Genomic DNA, 18,015 nt, shown 5'->3' on the forward strand with positions numbered 1-18,015 from the left:
GAGGGAACATCGAGCCCGGCGCACACGGCGGCATCGAATCTTCCGGTACGCTAAAGCGCCAGACTGGGCAGATCGAGCCCGTTGGCTCGGGCGCAGTCTATCGCAGATTCGTAGCCCGCGTCGGCATGGCGCATCACCCCGCTCGCCGGATCGTTCCACAGCACGCGCTCGAGGCGGCGCGCGGCTTCCGCGGTTCCGTCGGCGACGATCACCATGCCGGCGTGCTGCGAATAGCCAATGCCGACGCCGCCGCCATGATGCAGCGAGACCCAGGTGGCGCCGCTGGCGCAGTTGAGCAGCGCGTTGAGCAGCGGCCAGTCGGATACGGCGTCCGAGCCATCGCGCATCGCCTCGGTTTCACGATTTGGACTTGCCACCGAGCCGCTGTCGAGATGATCGCGACCGATGACGATCGGCGCCTTCAGCTCGCCGCGCGCCACCATCTCATTGAAGGCCAGACCGAGCCGGTGGCGATCGCCAAGACCGACCCAGCAGATCCGCGCTGGCAATCCCTGGAACTTGATCCGCGCTTTCGCCATGTCGAGCCAGTTGTGCAGATGCTTGTCGTCCGGCATCAGCTCCTTCACCTTGGCGTCGGTGCGGAAGATATCTTCGGGATCGCCTGACAGCACCGCCCAGCGGAACGGGCCGACACCGCGGCAGAACAGCGGGCGGATATAGGCCGGGACGAAGCCGGGGAAATCGAACGCGTTCTTCAGCCCCATGTCCTTTGCCATCTGGCGGATGTTGTTGCCGTAGTCGAGGGTCGGAATGCCCTGCGCGTGGAAATCCAGCATGGCCTGGACATGGCCGACCATCGAGGTCTTGGCCGCGACTTCGACCGCCTTCGGATCGGCCGCACGCCGGGCCTCCCATTCCGCGAGCGACCATCCCTTCGGCAGATAGCCGTTGATCGGATCATGCGCGCTGGTCTGGTCGGTGACGATGTCCGGCCTGACGCCACGGCGAACCAGTTCGGGAAATATCTCGGCGGCATTGCCGAGCAGGCCGACCGAAACCGGCTTCTTGCTCTGCGCCGCCTCTGCCATGACCGCGAGCGCTTCATCGAGCGTCGCCGCTTGCCGATCGAGGTAACCCGTGCGCAGCCGCATCTCGATACGGCTCGGCTGGCATTCGATCGCCAGCATCGACGCGCCGGCCATCGTCGCGGCGAGCGGCTGCGCGCCGCCCATGCCGCCGAGACCCGCCGTCAGGATCCACTTGCCCGCAAGGTTGCCGCCGTAATGACGCCGCCCGACCTCGACAAATGTTTCGTAGGTCCCCTGCACGATGCCCTGGCTGCCGATATAGATCCACGAGCCGGCTGTCATCTGCCCGAACATCATCAGGCCCTGCCTGTCGAGTTCGTTGAAATGGTCGAGCGTCGCCCAGTGCGGCACAATGTTCGAATTGGCGATCAGCACCCGCGGCGCATCGGCATGGGTGCGGAAAATGCCGACCGGCTTGCCGGACTGAACCACCAGCGTCTGGTCGCCCTCGAGCTTGCGCAGCGCGGCGACGATGCGATCAAAGCTTTCCCAGTCGCGGGCGGCACGGCCTATACCGCCGTAGACGACGAGCTCGCTCGGCCGTTCGGCGACGTCGGGATCGAGATTGTTCATCAGCATGCGAAGCGGCGCTTCCGTCAGCCAACTCCTGGCGCTGATCTCGGAGCCATGGGGCGCCCGGATCACGCGTTCATTGTCCAGTCGGCGGTTCATGACAGATGACCTCTCTCGGCAAGGTTTGGAAACGAGTTATTCGCGAGCACCGACATCGCGGCAGCGGGCAATGCGCCGGCTTCGACCAGCGCAGCTGCCTTCTTGATATCGTCAGCCATGTAACGATCGTTACCCAGCGCCGGCACGTGCTCCCGCAGCACGGCGATGACCGCGGCCAGCGCAGGGCTGGTCGTATGCGGAGCACGCAGGCCGATACCTTGCGCCGCGACCAACAGCTCAATGCCCAAAATGCTGGCGAGATTATCTGCCATATCGGACAACCGCCGCGCCGCATGCGCGGCCATCGAGACATGATCTTCCTGGTTGGCGCTGGTCGGCGTCGAATCGATCGAACAGGCCGCGGCGCGCTGCTTGTTCTCGGCGAACAGCGCGGCCGCCGTCACCTCGGCGATCATGAAACCGGAGTTGAGCCCCGGATCAGGCGTTAAGAACGGGGGCAGGCCGAAGTTCAGCGCGGGATCGACCAGCGTCGCGATACGGCGTTCGCTGATTGCGCCGATCTCTGACAAGGCGAGCGCAATCTGGTCGGCGGCGAATGCGACCGGCTCGGCGTGAAAGTTTCCGCCCGAGACGATCTCGCGGGTGTCGACCAGCACCAGCGGGTTGTCGGTGACGGCGTTGGCCTCGATCGTCAACGTGCGGGCGGCCTGCGTCAAAATGTCGAGCGCGGCGCCGGCGACCTGCGGCTGGCAGCGCAGGCAATAGGGATCCTGCACGCGTTCGTCGCCTTCGAGATGCGACATGCGGATGTCGCTGCCATCAAGTAGCGCCGTCAGGGTGACGCCGGCGGCGATTTGTCCGGCATGTCCGCGCAGTTGCTGAATCTCCGGGCGAAACGGCGCCGTCGAGGCCATTGCCGCATCGACGGATAGCGCGCCTGTCACCAATGCGGCACAGGCGAGAGCATGGGCGCGCAACAGGGCGGAAATAGCATAGGCACTGGAAAACTGCGTACCGTTGATCAGGGCAAGGCCTTCCTTAGGCCCGAGCGTGATCGGCGCCAGATTGGCGACAGCCAGCGCCTCACGGCCCGGCACAATTTTTCCGCCGACCAGCGCCCGCCCCTCGCCGATCATGACGGCCGTCATATGCGCCAGCGGCGCCAGATCGCCCGATGCCCCGACCGATCCCTGCTGCGGCACCAGCGGACAAATGCCGCGCGCCAGCATCGCCTGGATCTGCTCGATGACCTCGCGCCGCACGCCCGAGGCACCGCGCCCAAGCGAGACGATCTTGAGCGCCATCATCAGGCGAACGATCGGCTCGGGCGTCGGCGGCCCTACCCCGCAGCAATGCGAAACGATGAGATTGCGCTGCAGCAGCGCCGTCTGATCCGGCGCAATGCGCCGCGACGCCAGTTTTCCAAAGCCTGTGTTGATGCCGTAGGCCGGAACGTCGGAGTGCGCCGCTTCCGCAACGATGACTGACGCCGCCTCGACGCGCGGCCAGAATGACGGATCGAGCACGACTGACGCGCCCGCCAGCACGTGCTGCAGATCATCGAGGCTGACCCTTCCAGGGGAGACGACAATGGAAGCGCGCCCCTCGCTCATAGCCCTCTCCACACCCGGCGGTGCAGTGGATTGAAACCGATCCGGTAGACAAGCTCCGCCGGCCGCTCGATGTCCCAGATCGCAAGATCGCACCACTTGCCGGCCGCGAGCGTGCCGGTCTCAGCGAGAACGCCAAGCGCACGCGCGCCTTCCCGCGTCACGCCGGCGAGGCATTCGGCGACGGTCATCCGGAACAGGGTCGCGCCCATATTCATGGCCAAAAGAAGCGACGTCAGCGGCGAGCTGCCAGGATTACAATCTGTCGCCAGTGCCATCTTCACGCCATGGGTACGGAACAGCTCGACCGGCGGCTTCATCGTCTCGCGAATGAAATAGAACGCGCCCGGCAGCAGCACCGCGACCATGCCGGCCCGTGCCATCGCCGCAACACCGGCCTCGTCCGTGTGCTCCAGATGATCGGCGGACAATGCGGAAAATTCCGCAGCAAGCGCGGCGCCGCCGAGATTCGATAGTTGATCCGCATGTAATTTGACCGGCAGACCAAGCGCCTTCGCCGCACGGAACACCCGCGCCGTTTGATCGCCGGAAAATGCGATCCCTTCCATGAAGGCATCGACCGCATCGGCGAGACCCGCCTGCGCCACCGCCGGCAGCATTTCGCGGCAAACCAGATCGATATATCGATCCTTGTCGCCACCGGCTTCCGGCGGCAGCGCATGTGCGCCAAGGAACGATGTCCGGATGGTGACCGCCCGGTTGTTCGCAAGCGCACGCGCCGCTGAGAGCTGACGCATCTCGGTTTCGGTGTTGAGTCCATAGCCGGATTTGATCTCCAGCATCGTGACGCCCTCGCCGATCAAGGCGTCGAGCCGCGGCAGCGCGCCGGCAACGAGTTCTGCCTCACTCGATGCGCGAGTCGCCGCGACCGTTGAGACGATGCCGCCGCCCGCGCGCGCGATCTCCTCGTAGCTGGCGCCCTGCAGTCGCAGCTCAAACTCGTGTGCGCGGTTTCCGCCAAAAACCAAGTGGGTGTGACAATCCACCAGTCCGGGCGTGATCCAGCGCCCCTCGCAATCAATTCGTTCGGCGGCGTCGGCATGCGACGGGAAGTCGGACCGGCGGCCCGCAAAGACGATGCGGCCGTCGCGCGCGGCGATCACGCCGTCCTCGACCTCACCGAGCCCGGGCATATCCTCCCGGATCGTCGCGAGCCGGGCGTTGAGCCAGATTCGATCGAAGCGCTCGGCCATGGAGCTCTCCTTAGGCGGCAGGAGCTTGACGTCTCTATATGTCTATACATAAAATCCGTCGGGTGTTCTGTCCAGACGGTTTTGAACCATGTCGACGCTGCATTTCGCATCAGCACTGCTCCCCTCGGGGTGGGCCGATGACGTGCAGGTGGAGGTGACGGATCAGACCATCACCAAGGTGACGGCCGGCGTGGCCCCTCGTCCCCAGGACGAACGTCACGATCTCGCAGTTCCCGGGATAACGAGCCTGCATAGCCACGCGTTCCAGCGCGGCATGGCCGGACTCGCCGAAACGCGCGGCAATTCTGCGGATACGTTCTGGACGTGGCGCGAGACGATGTATCGCTTCGCGCTGGAGATGACGCCGGAAGACACCCAAGCCGTTGCGACGCTGCTCTATGCCGAGATGCTCGAGCGGGGTTTTACGCGCGTCGGCGAATTCCACTATCTCCACCACGACCACGGCGGCGCGCCCTACGCCAATCCCGCCGAGATGGCGACGCGCATTGCGCGGGCCGCCGAGTTCACCGGCATCGGGCTAACGCTGCTGCCGAGCTTCTATGCGCACGGCTCGTTTGGCGGAGCCGCACCGCATGCCGGCCAGCGCCGCTTCATCTGCACGGTCGATCAGTTTGCCAGGCTGGTGGATGCCACGCGGATCGCGATACGCCATTTGCCCGGCGCCAATATCGGCATTGCGCCGCACAGCCTGCGCGCGGTGACGCCGGACGAACTGGCAGCCATCCTGCCGCTGGCGGAAGGTGGACCAGTACATATCCATGCCGCCGAACAGGTCAAGGAGGTCGAAGAATGCATCGCATGGTCGGGCCGTCGGCCCGTGGAGTGGCTGCTTGAGCATGCGCCGGTCGACCAGCGCTGGTGCCTGATTCATGCGACCCACACGACCCCGGCAGAAGTCGCCGCGCTGGCGCGCAGCGGCGCCGTCGCGGGCCTCTGCCCGGTGACCGAAGCGAGCCTCGGCGACGGCATTTTCCCGGCGCGTGAATTCCTGGCAGAAGACGGCCGGTTCGGCATCGGCACCGACTCCAATGTCCTGGTCGGTGTGGCTGACGAACTGCGCCAGCTCGAATATGGCCAGCGGTTGAAGCACCAGGAGCGCAACGTGTTGTCAGGTGGGCCCGGCATTTCGACCGGCCGCACGCTGTTCGATGCGGCGCTCGCCGGCGGCACTCAGGCGCTTATGCAGCCGGTCGTCGGCCTCCAGCCCGGCGCGCGCGCCGATATCGTGACGCTCGACACCACGCATCCCTCGCTCGTCGGGCGCCATGGCGATGCGGTTCTCGACGGCTGGATTTTTGCAGCGGGCTCAGATGCCGTCGCCTGCGTGTGGGCGGGCGGAAACAAGGTCGTCGAGGGAGGACGCCACTGGCTCCGCCAGCAGGCGCGCGACGCATTCAGCAAAGCCGTGCAAAGGCTCGTGACATGAGCCTTTCGATCGATCGCGACAAATTCCAGGCCGCCGACAAGCCGACGCTGTACAAGCAGATCAGGCTCGACATCGAGCGCCGCATCCTGACCGGTGAATGGCCGCCGGGCCACCGCATCCCGTTCGAGCACCAGCTGATGGCGCGCTATGGCTGCTCACGAATGACGGTGAACAAGGCGCTGTCAGAGCTGGCGCAGGCCGACCTCATCGAGCGGCGGCGCCGCGCCGGTACCTTTGTGCGCCGTCCCAAATTCCTGTCCGCGGTTTTGACGATTCCCGATATCCGCGCGGAGATCACCGCGCTCGGCCGCAGCTACGGCTATCAGTTGATCCAACGCGCGCGGCGGGCGGCCAACGCCGCCGACCGTGCCCGTCTCGGCATACGGAAGACCGGCAAGGTGATCGCGATCTCATGCCGCCACAGCGCCGATGGCGTTCCGTTCGCAATCGAGGACCGGCTGATCGATCTCGACGCAGTGCCGGAAGCCGCCACGGCGGATTTCGCGGTCGAACCGCCCGGCACCTGGCTGCTCCACCATGTCCCGTGGACGGAGGCCGAACATTCGATCAGCGCGATCGCGGCTGACGAGCAGACGGCAGCGGCCCTCGACATTGCGATCGGCGCCCCCTGCCTCGTGATCGACCGGCACACCTGGCGCAGCGCACGGACGCTGACCGCCGTGCGCCTTGTCTATCCCGGCGAATCCCACAAGCTGATTGCCCGGTTCAAGGGCGGTTAGGGGAAAGGATGTCGACACACGTGAACACGGCACAATTTATGCAGCATTGCCCACACAGGTTTGAAAGCGACGAAAAGCAAGCGATCCATCAAATAGCCAAGAGGATATAGCCATGCGTAATCTCAAGATATTTGCCGCAACCGCCGCGCTTCTGGCCTCCGCGCCAGCGCTGGCGCAGGATGTAAAGGTCAGCATCGGAATCTCCGGCTGGACCGGATTCGCGCCGCTGACGCTCGCGAGCCAGGCCGGCATCTTCAAGAAGAACGGCCTCGATGTGACCCTCAAGAAGATTCCGCAGAAGGACCGCCACCTCGCCATTGCCTCCGGCGACATCCAGTGCGCGGCCACCACGGTCGAAACCTGGATTTCCTGGAACGCCAACGGCGTTGCGACCAAGCAGATCTTTCAGCTCGACAAGAGCTACGGCGCGGACGGCATGGTGACGCGCAACGACATCGCGGCGATCAAGGATCTGAAGGGCAAGACGGTGGCCGCATCCGCGCCCGGCACGGCCCCCTATTTCACCCTGGCATGGATGCTCAAGAAGAACGGGCTCTCGGTCAAGGACGTCACGGTCGTGAACCTGGAGCCGGCCGCGGCGGCGCAGGCCTTCGTATCCGGCCAGAACGATGCAGCGATGACGTATGAGCCTTATCTGTCGACGGTGCGCGCCGCGCCGGACAAGGGCAAGATCATTGCCACCACGCTCGACTATCCGATGATCATGGATACGTTCGGCTGCACGCCGAAATTCCTGACCGACAACCCGAAAGCCGCGAAGGCGCTGGCCGATAGCTATTTCGAAGCCGTCGCCATGATCGAGAAGGACCAGGCCAAGTCCTATGAGATCATGGGCGCCGATGTGAAACAGTCCGGCGAGCAGTTCGGCAATTCGGCCAAATATCTGCGCTGGCAGGACAAGGCCGCGAACCAGAAGTTCTTCGCCGGCGAGTGGCAGGCCTTCACCAAGGAAGCAGCTGACCTGTTGCTCGAGATCGGCATCATCAAATCCGTTCCGAAGATCGACGATCTCGTCGACACGAGCTTCATCAAGTAGACCTGTCGCCGTCGCGTTGGTCCCGCTTCCCGTGAGGCAGCGGGACCGGCCGCGAGCGGCACTTTGAGGAGTTTTCCGTTGATACGTCCCCTCGATCCCGTGACGTCGAAGCAGCGCGCGGTCTATGGCTTCGCGTTCTTTGTGCTGTTCGTCGCCTTGTGGGCATGGGCGACCTTCGGCGGTCACGTCTCGAAGACGTTTCTCGCCAACCCGCTGACGATGCTGCAGGAGGGCTGGGAGCTCCTCACCAAGCACGGTTTCCTGTTCGACATCGGCATGACTATCTGGCGGGTCGTCGGCGGCTTCGTGCTGGCGGCGATCATCGCGGTGCCGCTCGGCGTTCTGATGGGAGCCTACAAGCCGATCGAAGCCTTCCTGGAGCCGTTCGTCTCGTTTGCGCGTTATCTGCCCGCTTCGGCCTTCATCCCGCTATTGATCCTGTGGGCAGGCATCGGCGAGCTGCAGAAGCTCCTCGTCATCTTCATCGGCTCGGTGTTCCAGATCATCCTGATGATCGCGGTGACCGTCGGCAGCACGCGGCGCGACCTCGTTGAAGCCGCATATACACTCGGCGCCAGCGACCGCGGCATCATCGGCCGCGTGCTGCTGCCCTCCTCCGCCCCTGACATCGCGGAAATCCTCCGGCTCGTTCTCGGCTGGGCATGGACCTACGTCATTGTTGCCGAGCTGATCGGTTCATCGTCGGGCATCGGCCACATGATCACCGACAGCCAGGCGCTGCTCAACACCGGCCAGATCATCTTCGGCATCATCGTCATCGGGCTGATCGGGCTGGTATCGGACTTTCTGTTCAAGGCGTTCAATGCCTGGCTGTTTCCGTGGAAATTGGCATGACCTTGCTGAAGATCGATCAGGTATCCCGCACCTTTCCCGCACGGCAGGGCAACGCGCCGACGCGGGCGTTGGAGCCGACCAATCTCAGCATCGGCAACAATGATTTCGTCACCATCCTCGGCCCCTCCGGCTGCGGAAAGTCCACGTTGCTGCGCATCATCGCCGGGCTCGATCGCCCGACGAGCGGCCGCGTCATCCTTGACGGACTCGAGGTGACCGGACCGGGCGCAGATCGCGGCATGGTGTTTCAGTCCTACACGCTATTCCCGTGGCTGACCGTGCGCGAAAACATCGCGTTCGGCTTGCGCGAACGGGGAATTTCCGAGGCGGAGCGCGGCAAGATCGCGGATGGGTTCATTCATCGCGTTGGGTTGACAGGATTTGAGAACCACTGGCCGAAGCAACTATCAGGAGGCATGCAGCAACGCACGGCCATAGCACGTGCGCTCGCCAACGATCCGAAGATTCTGTTGCTCGACGAACCGTTCGGCGCGCTGGACAATCAAACCCGCGCCTTGATGCAGGAAATGCTGCTCGGAATCTGGGAGCGCGACCAGAAGACCGTGCTGTTCGTCACCCATGATATCGAGGAGGCGATCTTCCTCGGCAGCCGCGTCATCGTGATGAGCGCCCGTCCGGGATGCATCAAGGCTGAAATATCAGTCGATCTGCCGCACCCACGATCCTACAAGATCAAGACCACGCCCGAATTTGTCGGCCTGAAGGAACGGCTCGTCGAAGAAATTCGCGCCGAGGCGTTGAAGGTGGCGGTTCACGGCTGACGGCCGTGCGTGCCGCCCACTTAGGCTTGTTGAGCACGACCGGCTGACGAGCTCCTCGAACTTGATGAGTTTAGATTTCATTGCGACCAAGAAGAAGGTGCGCTCCCTCTCCCGCTTGCGGGGGAGGGCTGGGGTGGGGGTGTTTCCGCAGGCGACACTGCCCGAGTTGAGAGAGCCCCCACCCGGCGCTTCGCGCCGACCTCCCCGCAAGCGGGAGAGGTGAAGAGCGTCTGCGGCTAAGTCGATCTAACCAAAAATCATCATGCTCCCAGCCTGATAATGCTTCAGGGCGAGGCGCAAGTCGTCAGGCAGCGCAATCGACTTGTGATCCACCAGCGAAGTCGTCACGGTCACGAAGGTGGCGCGTACGCACTCGATACCGTCCTTGAACGCGTGGACCGTCAGCTTCACCGAGGCGCGCCCGATTTCGCGTACAATGAGCGCAACGTCGAGAACATCTCCCATGCTGCTGGGCCTGGCGAAATCCGCCGAGACGTGCGCATAGCCGAGGCCGGTCCGCCGCATCCTGACCAGCTCATGATAAGGAATTCCCAGCGCAGCGCCGTACCAATCCTCGATGACGCCATTGAACAAATTGAGATATTCCGGCGTGTACACGATTCCGGCCGGGTCGCAGGAGCCGAAGCGCACCGGCAAGCGCGTGCGCCAGATCGAGTTCGGCAACTCGGATAGTGTCAGAGGCTCAAAACGGGCCATGCACAAGACTCATCCTGGTTTAGACCTAAAGGGGGCTAGCGGCGCAGCTTGTAGCCTGCGGCATCGCGGTCCCAGATGTCAGAAGTCTTTCCGGCCTCGCGCAGCGCGACCTTTTTGATCTTGCCGTTCTCGGTCAGCGGCAGTTCCGTGACGATCCGGACGTAGCGCGGCACCGCGAAATAGGCCATCTTCCCCTCGCAATGCCTGATGATCTCGGTCGCATCGAGCCCGTGGCCGGCTTCAAGCTGAACGGCGGCGGCAACCTCATCCTCGCCGAGTTCTGACGGCAGCGGATAGATGGCGCAGGCCGCGATGGCCGGATGCTGCAGCAGCACCTGCTCCACCTCCCAGGACGAAACATTCTCGCCGCGCCGCCGGATCGAATCCTTCATCCGGTCGACAAAGCGGTAGTGGCCATCAGCATCGCGCACGACGCGGTCGCCGGTATGAAACCACTGATCTCGCCAGGCTTCAGTGGTCTTGTCCGGCATCTGGAAATAGCCGGTCGAGAACGCGAGCGGCTCGCGCGCGCGTAGCAGCAGTTCGCCGGCTTCACCGTCAGGCAGAGCCACGTCGTCGGCACCGACGATACGGGCCTCGATGCCCTCGACCAGATGGCCCATCGTGCCCGGGCGATCGGACGGGATCGTACTGGCGAACACGAAATTGGTTTCGGTCGAGCCGTAGCCGTCGAGCAGCGGCACACCGAAGCGTTCGAGAAACGGACCGTGAAACTGACCGGGGACGCCGCCGCCGAGCGCAACGCGCAGGAAATGCGCGGTGTCATCGCCGGATTTCGGCTGCGCCAGCAGCATCACGGCCATCGCGCCGAGGAGATAGCCGACCGTCGCCTGATGCCGGCGCGCCGCCACCCAGAAGCCGGAGGCGGAAAATTTCGGCTCGAGCACGTAGGTACAGCCGTTCAGCAGCGCCTGATAGAACGCGTTCAGCGCATTGGTGTGGAATAGCGGCAGCGTCGTGAACAGCACATCGCCCTCGACGATTCCGAGCGCGCGCGCCGAATAGATGCCCCACCAGAACATCTGCGCCTGCGGACAGCAGACGCCCTTGGAAGGACCCGTCGTGCCCGACGTATAAAGGATCGCGACCGTGTCGCCCGGCTGCACCGGCCCGGGATCGGCTTTCTCGCCGAGTGCCGGGAGCGGCGAGATCGATGCCTGCGCGATCGCAGGCGCGGCGCCCTCCCCGATCGTCCAGATGATGTCTGGCAACGCGACGTCCCGTTCCAGCGTTTCGATCGCCGGGATGAAGTTTTGTTCGATCACCAGCAGCTTCGGCATCGAATTGCGCAGGATGTGGCTGAGCTGAATGCCGCGCAGCGCCGTATTGATCGGCACGGTGATGGCGCCGATCCAGGCGCAACCGAGGTAGATTTCCAGAAATTCCGGCCGGTTCGAGCACATCAGGGCGACACGGTCGCCGGCGCGGATTCCCGCCTGCATCAAGCGGGCGGCGGAAGCGGCGGCAATCGAGGCCGTCTCGTCGTAGCTCCAGCGCGTGTCGCCGAAGATAAATAACGTGCGGTCACGGTACTGCGCGGCCTGGCGCGTCAGGATGACCGGGAGCGTTCGCTCCGTCGGCGCGAAGCGCTCGATCGCCTCCGCCCAAATCGGCCGACGATGTCGCTGCCTGGACGTCCTGCCCTGATCTGCCCACACGCGCGCCTCCGCCGCTTCGCCGGGCCGATCTGCATCATTCGCTATTGGCCCACGAGATAGTTTAGGCTTAAAGTATTTCACGAAAGCTGCCGCCGCAGCAAGGCCTGCGTGTGAAGTTCCGGCCGTGATCGCCTGCAGCCGGAGGCATCAACAGGAGCGACGTCCGCAATGAACCGCGACATTCCCTACCGTTCGCCATCCGATGCGTTTGCGGCCACCGCCGAACGACGGCCCGACGCGCCGTTCCTGCTCGCCCCCGCCAGCGCCCAGCTTGCCTACGCGCCGGAGGGGTTCAACATTGCTTACGGAGCGTTCAAGGCCGAAGTAGACCGGCTTCGCGCCGAATATGCGGCCGCCGGCTATGGGCGCGGCGCGCGGGTAGCCCTGCTGCTGGAAAATCGCCCGGTCTTCTTCCTGCATTGGCTGGCGCTCAATGCGCTCGGGGTTTCGATCGTTCCGATCAACCCCGATGTCCGCCCCGACGAATTGTCCTTTCAGCTCGAGCTGTCGCAAGCCGACCTGCTGGTGGCGACGGCAGATCGCATGCTTGTGACCAGGGATGCCGTGCTCGGGCGCGTCCGCCTGATTGATACCGACAGCCGCATCCCGCCGTGCCAGACCGAAATTGTCGCGCAAAGCCCCGAGTTCAACGACGAATGCGCGCTGCTGTTCACATCAGGCAGTACCGGCAAGCCCAAGGGCTGCATGCTCTCGAACCGGTACTTTCTGCAGGTCGCCGACTGGTACCTCGCGCAAGGCGGCGTCGCCGAATTGCAGGCGGATCGCGAGATCAATCTGACGCCGCTGCCGATGTTTCACATGAACGCGCTGGGCTGCAGCGCGGTCGGCATGATGGTGCTCGGCGGCGCCGTGGTTCCGCTGGACCGCTTCCACGCCAATCGCTGGTGGCAGTGCGTGGCCGATAGCGGCGCCACCGTCGTGCATTGTCTTGGCGTCATCCCCGCCATCCTGCTGCAACTGCCGGTCACCGAGGTCGAGCGGCAGCATCGCGTGCGCTTCGCTTTTGCGCCCGGTGTCGACGTCCGCCACCGTGCCACCTTCGAGGAGCGCTACCGCATCCCGATCGTCGAAGCCTGGGCGATGACCGAGACCGGCGGCGCGGCGGCGACGACCACCGCGCGCGAGCCGGCCGGCTTCGGCGCCCGCTGCGTCGGCCGGCCATCTGATGGGATGGAGTATCGCCTCGTCGACGATCAGGGCGGCGATGTCGCGGTGAGAAAACCCGGCGAATTGCTGGTCCGCGCCAAGGGCAGCGACAAACGCGCCGGATTCTTCAGCGGCTATTTGAAGGACGAGCAAGCCACCGAAGCGGCGTGGCAGGACGGCTGGTTCCACACCGGCGATCTCGTCTTCGCCGACGAAGACGGGCTTTTGTATTTCTTCGACCGCAAGAAGACCATCGTGCGGCGCAGCGGCGAGAACATCGGCGTGCTCGAAGTGGAAAGCGCGCTGTACATGGATACGCGGATCGGCGGCTGCGCCGTGACGCCCGTGCCGGACGAGATCCGCGGCGAAGAGGTGTTTGCGTTCATCGTGCCGAACAAGGAGGTCGAAGACGCCGCTGCGCTGGCGGCCTCGATCGTCAAGACCTGCGCCGAACGCCTCGCCTATCACAAGGTGCCCGGCTATATCGCCATCGTCGCCGAATTGCCGCTGTCGTCAACGCGCAAGCTTGCCCGCGGCGAGATCAAGACGCTCGCGGCAGCTTCCGTCACCGACAACCGCGCGATCGACATGCGTGCGCTCAAGGCCAAGCTGCGTCACGCCTGAGCTGCGCGCATCACTTCAAGGCAGCAGCTTGTATTTCCCGTTTTCGATCTGCACCAGGATACGCGCGCGGCTGTCCACGCCGTGGCGATCGGCCGGCGTATAGCTGTAGATGCCGTGCGTGCCCACGACTTCCTTGGTCGTGAACAGCGCCTCGCGCAGCGCGTTGCGGAACGCCGGCGTTCCCGGCGCCGCCCCTGATGCCTTGGCGCGCTTGGCGGCATCGGTGAATACCAGCCAGCCATCGAATGCGTAGGGTGAGAACGCATCGGCCGGCGGCTCGCCATTGGCCTTCTCATAGGCGGCGCGAAACGCCAACGCGACCTTGCGGATCGGATTGTCATCGGGAAGCTGCTCGGCTGCGGTCACCGGGCCGGTCGGGCAGATGATGCCCTCGGCGGATTTGCCGGCAAGCCGCAGGAAATCCGCGCTGATCATGCCGTGATTGCCGTAGAGCGGGCCCTTGTAGCCGCGTTCGGACAGCGCGATCACCGGCAGCGCGCCCGGCGTCCCGGTCCCGCCGAGCATGATTGCATCGGGACGCGCGGAGATCGCGCGCAGCACCTGCGCGGTCACCGAGTTATCAGAACGCGCATAGCGTTCGTTTGCGATCACCTTGATGCCGGCCGGATCAGCGCTCTGCAGCAGCGAGTTGTACATGAGGTCGCCGAAGGCGTCGGAGAAGCCGATGAACGCCACCGTCTTCACGTTGCGGCTCTTCATGTGATCGACGATGCCCTGAACGAGCAGCGGCGTAGGCTGCGGCGTCTGCACCACCCACGGCCCGCCCTCGCCGGCCGCGACCGGCGCGATCGGCGAGACCGCCACCATCGGGACCTTCATCTCGATCGCTGCGGTGGCCATCGCCAGCGTCTGTGGCGCGCCCGATGTTCCGATCAGGAAGTCGACCTTCTCCTGCTCGACCAGCTTGCGGGCATTGCGCGTCGAGGCCGCCGGGTCCGAACCGTCATCGAGCTGAATGACGCGGACTTTCTCTCCGTCGATCTCGCCGACATAGGCCTGGCCCGTCGCCAATCCCTTGGCGTTCGGCACACCAATCGAGGACACCGGTCCGCTGAGGCCGGTGACGAAGCCGACGAGAATTTCAGCACGCACCGGCGCCATCGCGGCGAGCAGGAGCGCGGCGCTAATCAAGATCTTCTTCTTTTTCATGACGCCCCTCGATGTAAGCAAAAATGGCTAAGTCGCCGGCACCAGCGCAAGCACACGCAGCGGACTGCCGGAACCGTTCTGGATCTTGAGCGGCGCGGCCACGATCACCGCGCCGGTCGGCGGCAACTGATGAAGATTGCACAGACATTGCAGGCCGTAGCGTCCGCCACCGTGCAGGAAATGATGCGCCGGATAGGGCGGATCGAGATGACCGGCCTGGCCGGCATCCGTCCCGATCGTCTCGGTGCCGAAGCCGATCACGCCGCGCTCTTCGACGAGCCAGCGCATCACGGCGGCGTTCGGCCCTGGCGTGTGCGCGCCGTCTTCCTTCAAATTGGCGTAGTCGCGCCAGCCCCTCTTCGACCAGTCGGTGCGCAGCAGCACCCAGTGACGTTCCGGAATCCGCCCGTGGCGGCTTTCCCATTCTTCCACAACCGGGATCGTCAACAGAAAATCCGGGTCCTGCGCGGCCTGCGCCGAGCAATCGATCACGCAGGCCGGCGCGATCATGTCGCGCACCGGAAGCGTGTCGACCGAATTGTTCGGCAGGTCCTTGCCGGTGAACCAGTGGATCGGCGCATCGAAATGCGTGCCGGTGTGCTCGCCGAAGGTCAGATTGTTCCAATACCAGGCAGGACCACTCGCGTCATAACGCGAAATCTGCTGGATGCGTACCGGCGCGGCCTGGCCGAACTCCGGCGGCAGCACGATCACCGGAAAGTCCGGACTCAGCGTGAACGTCAGGTCGACGACGCGCACCGCACCGGATGCAACTGCGCCGGCAAACTGCATGAGACTGTTGCTGTCCATTGCGCTTCTCCCGCTTCCAACAAGCCGCTACGCCCCAAGCTCGCGCTCGACCGCCTTGGGATTGGCCGCAAGGCGCTGGCGAATGTCTTCGGCGACATCGCCCACGAACACATCTTCAAGTCCGCGCCTCAGCGCCGACACGATTGACGACGCCACGACGCGCGGCGCGACCTTCGGCGGCGGCACGGTCTGGAACCACTCGATATCGAGCGGACCGGTGAATACGTTCACCACCTTGACGCCGCCGGGCCGCAGCTCCGCGCGTAGCGAGTGCGACAATGAAAGACAGGCGGCCTGCGAGGCCGAATACGCACCGAAGGCCGGCCAGTTCGCCAACGCATAGACCGACAGGATATTGACCCAGGCCGCGGCGCTGTTGACGCCATCGGAGCCCCGCATTCGCATCGCCGGGCCGAACGCCTGCGCCAGATGCACGAAGCCGAGATAGCTTTGGTCGATCTCGTCGCGCACGACGCTGGTGCCTTGACGATCGAGCAGCCCGCCGGCGCGGACATGTTCGGTCGTGTTCACGAGAATGTCGACCTTGCCGCCGATATCGGCCGCCAGATCGGCGACGGATTTCTCGTCGCCGATGTCGAGCGGCACGATCTCGACGCCCTCGATCGCCCGCAGCGCATCCTCGCCGCGGAACGGCTTCCACGGTTCGGCAACGCCGACGAAGATGATCGACGCGCCGGCGGCCTTTAGCGCAGCCACCGTTTCCTGGCCGACGATGCTCCGCCCATTCGTCACCAGAACGCGCCGGAATTTTGGATCGGCCGTCATTTCGCGCCACTGCTTGTCGTCCGTCATGTTGGAAGTCTCCCGTTCGGGATGGGCGAAGGCCACGGCCTGCCCGCTTTTGTCCAATTGAAACGACATCACGACCGGCTGCCCCTCTTCGCAGTCGGCATGCAGGTGCGTCACCAGCTTCGGTCCGCATTCCATCGCGACCAGCCCGATACGCCATGGCGCGCGCTCGCGGAAGTGCACATCCGCTGGAATATGCAGCGTGGTTTCACTGAGCAGCGTGCCGCGCCGCGGCGCATCCGTGAAGACGAGATCGGCGGAAAGGCACGCAGGACAGGCATCGCGCGCCGGATAGCAGAACACCGCGCAGGCGCCGCAGCGCTGCAGCATGAAACGGCCTTCAGCGGCAGCCCGGGTAAAGCCGTGTGACGCGCGGCTGCGCGCCCGCGGCGGCGAGGTCGGCAGCCGCGTCCGCAAAAGCGGATTCTTCCGGCGCGGCTTGACGATCGGCTCGATCATGCGCCTGGTCCTGCAAGGATCGCCGCGCCCGAGGCGAGGCCGCGATCATAATTGATCATTCCGAACCCCGACGCCAACCCGATGCGCGCATCCCTCACCTGCGTCGGCCCCGCCTGCCCGAGCACCTGACGCAGCGCTTCGACCACGCCGAGATAGGCGCCGCCGGCGCCCGCCTGTCCGACCGAGAGCTGGCCGCCAGAGGTGTTGTGCGGGAAGGAGCCATCGATGGTCAGATCATGCTGGCGGACGAAATCCGGCCCCTCGCCCTTCCGGCAGAAGCCGAGGTCCTCGAACTGCATCATCGAGATGACGGGATAATCATCATAGGTCTCGACGATATCGAGATCATCGGGCTTGATGCCCGCCATCGCATAGAGCTCGTCGATATCCATGGCCCACCCGCCCCGCACCTGGACGGGATCGTCGCCGAACGCATTGTGCCGCTCGATCGTGGCGAGAATTTTGGCCGCCGGCAAATTCAGCGATGTGGCGACATCCTCGCCCATCACCAGAAACGCCTCGGCTCCGGCGCACGGCATCACGCAGTCGAACAAATGCAGCGGGTCGGCGATCGGCCGCGCCGACATGTACTGCTCGATCGTCAGCGGCGTCTTCATCAGGGCATGGGGGTTGCGCAGCGCGTTGCTGCGCTGAGCGACGGCGATCTTGCCAAAGTCCTCGCGCCGGGCGCCGAACGTCCGCATGTAGTTGCGCGCGATCAGCGCAAAGCTCGCATTGGCGCCGCCGGCGCCATAGGGATAGACGGCGTCCTGATTGAAGCGCGAAAAGTTCTCCAGCGTGTAGCGGAAGGAATCGACATGGTTGGTGTCGCCGGCGACGCACGCCACGATACGGGCATCGCCCGCCTGCACCGCCCGCGCGGCGCGGCGCAGTGCGGCAATCGCACTCGCGCCGCCAAGCGGAATGGTGTCGAGCCAACGCACGCACAGGCCGAAATGCTGGGTGAGGCCGATGCCGCTATCGAGCCCGGCCGTGAAGCTGGAGACACAGAACCCGTCGATATCGCGCGGCGTGATCCCCCCGCCATCGACCAGCGCCTTCAGCGCGCGGCCGATCCACCACTGCGCGCTCTCGATCGAGTAGCGCACATAGGGGATCGTCACCGGAACCGCCATCACGACCCGATCATATGGTGTTCGGATGGAGCTCTGCATCGGACCGCCGGATTCCT

15 protein-coding genes are annotated in these 18,015 nt (G+C 64.6%); 6 read left to right on the top strand and 9 right to left on the bottom strand.

Annotation, left to right across the window (positions count from 1 at the left end; genetic code table 11):
• Window positions 1–50: 50 nt before the first annotated feature.
• Genes hutU through hutI form a run of 3 tightly spaced genes read right to left on the bottom strand, consistent with a single transcriptional unit; the run spans window position 51 to window position 4,506 of the window.
• Window positions 51–1,721, bottom strand: coding sequence for a urocanate hydratase (hutU, locus tag QA643_RS33105; protein ID WP_283029854.1), 1,671 nt, complete (start codon window positions 1,719–1,721; stop codon window positions 51–53).
• Complete coding sequence (gene hutH / locus QA643_RS33110; RefSeq protein WP_283029855.1) at window positions 1,718–3,295, bottom strand: histidine ammonia-lyase; 1,578 nt, start codon at window positions 3,293–3,295, stop codon at window positions 1,718–1,720. Before hutH ends, hutU begins: the two co-directional genes overlap by 4 nt.
• Complete coding sequence (gene hutI / locus QA643_RS33115; RefSeq protein WP_283029856.1) at window positions 3,292–4,506, bottom strand: imidazolonepropionase; 1,215 nt, start codon at window positions 4,504–4,506, stop codon at window positions 3,292–3,294. The genes hutH and hutI overlap by 4 nt, the downstream gene beginning before the upstream one ends.
• An 88-nt stretch (window positions 4,507–4,594) precedes the next feature.
• Between hutI and QA643_RS33120 the strand changes: the two genes are divergently transcribed.
• The 5 genes from QA643_RS33120 to QA643_RS33140 all read left to right on the top strand — a co-directional run bounded on the left by QA643_RS33120 (window position 4,595) and on the right by QA643_RS33140 (window position 9,387).
• Window positions 4,595–5,953 (top strand): formimidoylglutamate deiminase, encoded by a 1,359-nt coding sequence (locus QA643_RS33120; protein WP_283029857.1) that lies wholly within the window; start codon window positions 4,595–4,597, stop codon window positions 5,951–5,953.
• Entirely contained in the window at window positions 5,950–6,693 is a 744-nt protein-coding gene (gene hutC / locus QA643_RS33125) for a histidine utilization repressor (protein WP_283029858.1), read from the top strand. Before QA643_RS33120 ends, hutC begins: the two co-directional genes overlap by 4 nt.
• A 112-nt stretch (window positions 6,694–6,805) precedes the next feature.
• On the top strand, window positions 6,806–7,750 hold the full coding sequence (locus tag QA643_RS33130) for an ABC transporter substrate-binding protein (protein ID WP_283029859.1): 945 nt from the start codon (window positions 6,806–6,808) through the stop codon (window positions 7,748–7,750).
• A gap of 81 nt (window positions 7,751–7,831) precedes the next feature.
• The gene (locus QA643_RS33135) at window positions 7,832–8,605 is read left to right on the top strand and encodes an ABC transporter permease (protein ID WP_283035007.1); all 774 of its coding nucleotides are present in this window, start codon (window positions 7,832–7,834) and stop codon (window positions 8,603–8,605) included.
• Window positions 8,602–9,387 carry an ABC transporter ATP-binding protein gene (locus QA643_RS33140; protein WP_283029860.1) on the top strand — a complete coding sequence of 262 codons (786 nt, stop codon included), beginning with the start codon at window positions 8,602–8,604 and terminating at the stop codon, window positions 9,385–9,387. Before QA643_RS33135 ends, QA643_RS33140 begins: the two co-directional genes overlap by 4 nt.
• A 246-nt stretch (window positions 9,388–9,633) precedes the next feature.
• On the opposite strand, the gene QA643_RS33145 is transcribed toward QA643_RS33140, so the two are convergent.
• Window positions 9,634–10,038 (bottom strand): thioesterase family protein, encoded by a 405-nt coding sequence (locus QA643_RS33145; protein WP_283035008.1) that lies wholly within the window; start codon window positions 10,036–10,038, stop codon window positions 9,634–9,636.
• 101 nt (window positions 10,039–10,139) lie between these two features.
• A complete protein-coding gene (locus QA643_RS33150) occupies window positions 10,140–11,783 on the bottom strand; it encodes an ATP-dependent acyl-CoA ligase (protein ID WP_283029861.1) in 1,644 nt (547 codons plus the stop codon).
• Between the two features lie 168 nt (window positions 11,784–11,951).
• Between QA643_RS33150 and QA643_RS33155 the strand changes: the two genes are divergently transcribed.
• A complete protein-coding gene (locus tag QA643_RS33155) occupies window positions 11,952–13,574 on the top strand; it encodes an AMP-binding protein (RefSeq protein WP_283029862.1) in 1,623 nt (540 codons plus the stop codon).
• A gap of 15 nt (window positions 13,575–13,589) precedes the next feature.
• On the opposite strand, the gene QA643_RS33160 is transcribed toward QA643_RS33155, so the two are convergent.
• Genes QA643_RS33160 through QA643_RS33175 form a run of 4 tightly spaced genes read right to left on the bottom strand, consistent with a single transcriptional unit; the run spans window position 13,590 to window position 17,998 of the window.
• A complete protein-coding gene (locus QA643_RS33160) occupies window positions 13,590–14,744 on the bottom strand; it encodes an ABC transporter substrate-binding protein (protein ID WP_283029863.1) in 1,155 nt (384 codons plus the stop codon).
• A 27-nt stretch (window positions 14,745–14,771) separates the two neighbouring features.
• Window positions 14,772–15,554, bottom strand: coding sequence for a cyclase family protein (locus QA643_RS33165; protein WP_283029864.1), 783 nt, complete (start codon window positions 15,552–15,554; stop codon window positions 14,772–14,774).
• 27 nt (window positions 15,555–15,581) lie between these two features.
• Complete coding sequence (locus tag QA643_RS33170) at window positions 15,582–16,823, bottom strand: SDR family NAD(P)-dependent oxidoreductase (RefSeq protein WP_283029865.1); 1,242 nt, start codon at window positions 16,821–16,823, stop codon at window positions 15,582–15,584.
• Entirely contained in the window at window positions 16,820–17,998 is a 1,179-nt protein-coding gene (locus QA643_RS33175; protein ID WP_283029866.1) for a thiolase family protein, read from the bottom strand. The genes QA643_RS33170 and QA643_RS33175 overlap by 4 nt, the downstream gene beginning before the upstream one ends.
• Between the last annotated feature and the right edge of the window lie 17 nt (window positions 17,999–18,015).

The organism is Bradyrhizobium sp. CB3481, from assembly GCF_029714305.1.
Classification (GTDB): Bacteria; Pseudomonadota; Alphaproteobacteria; order Rhizobiales; family Xanthobacteraceae; genus Bradyrhizobium.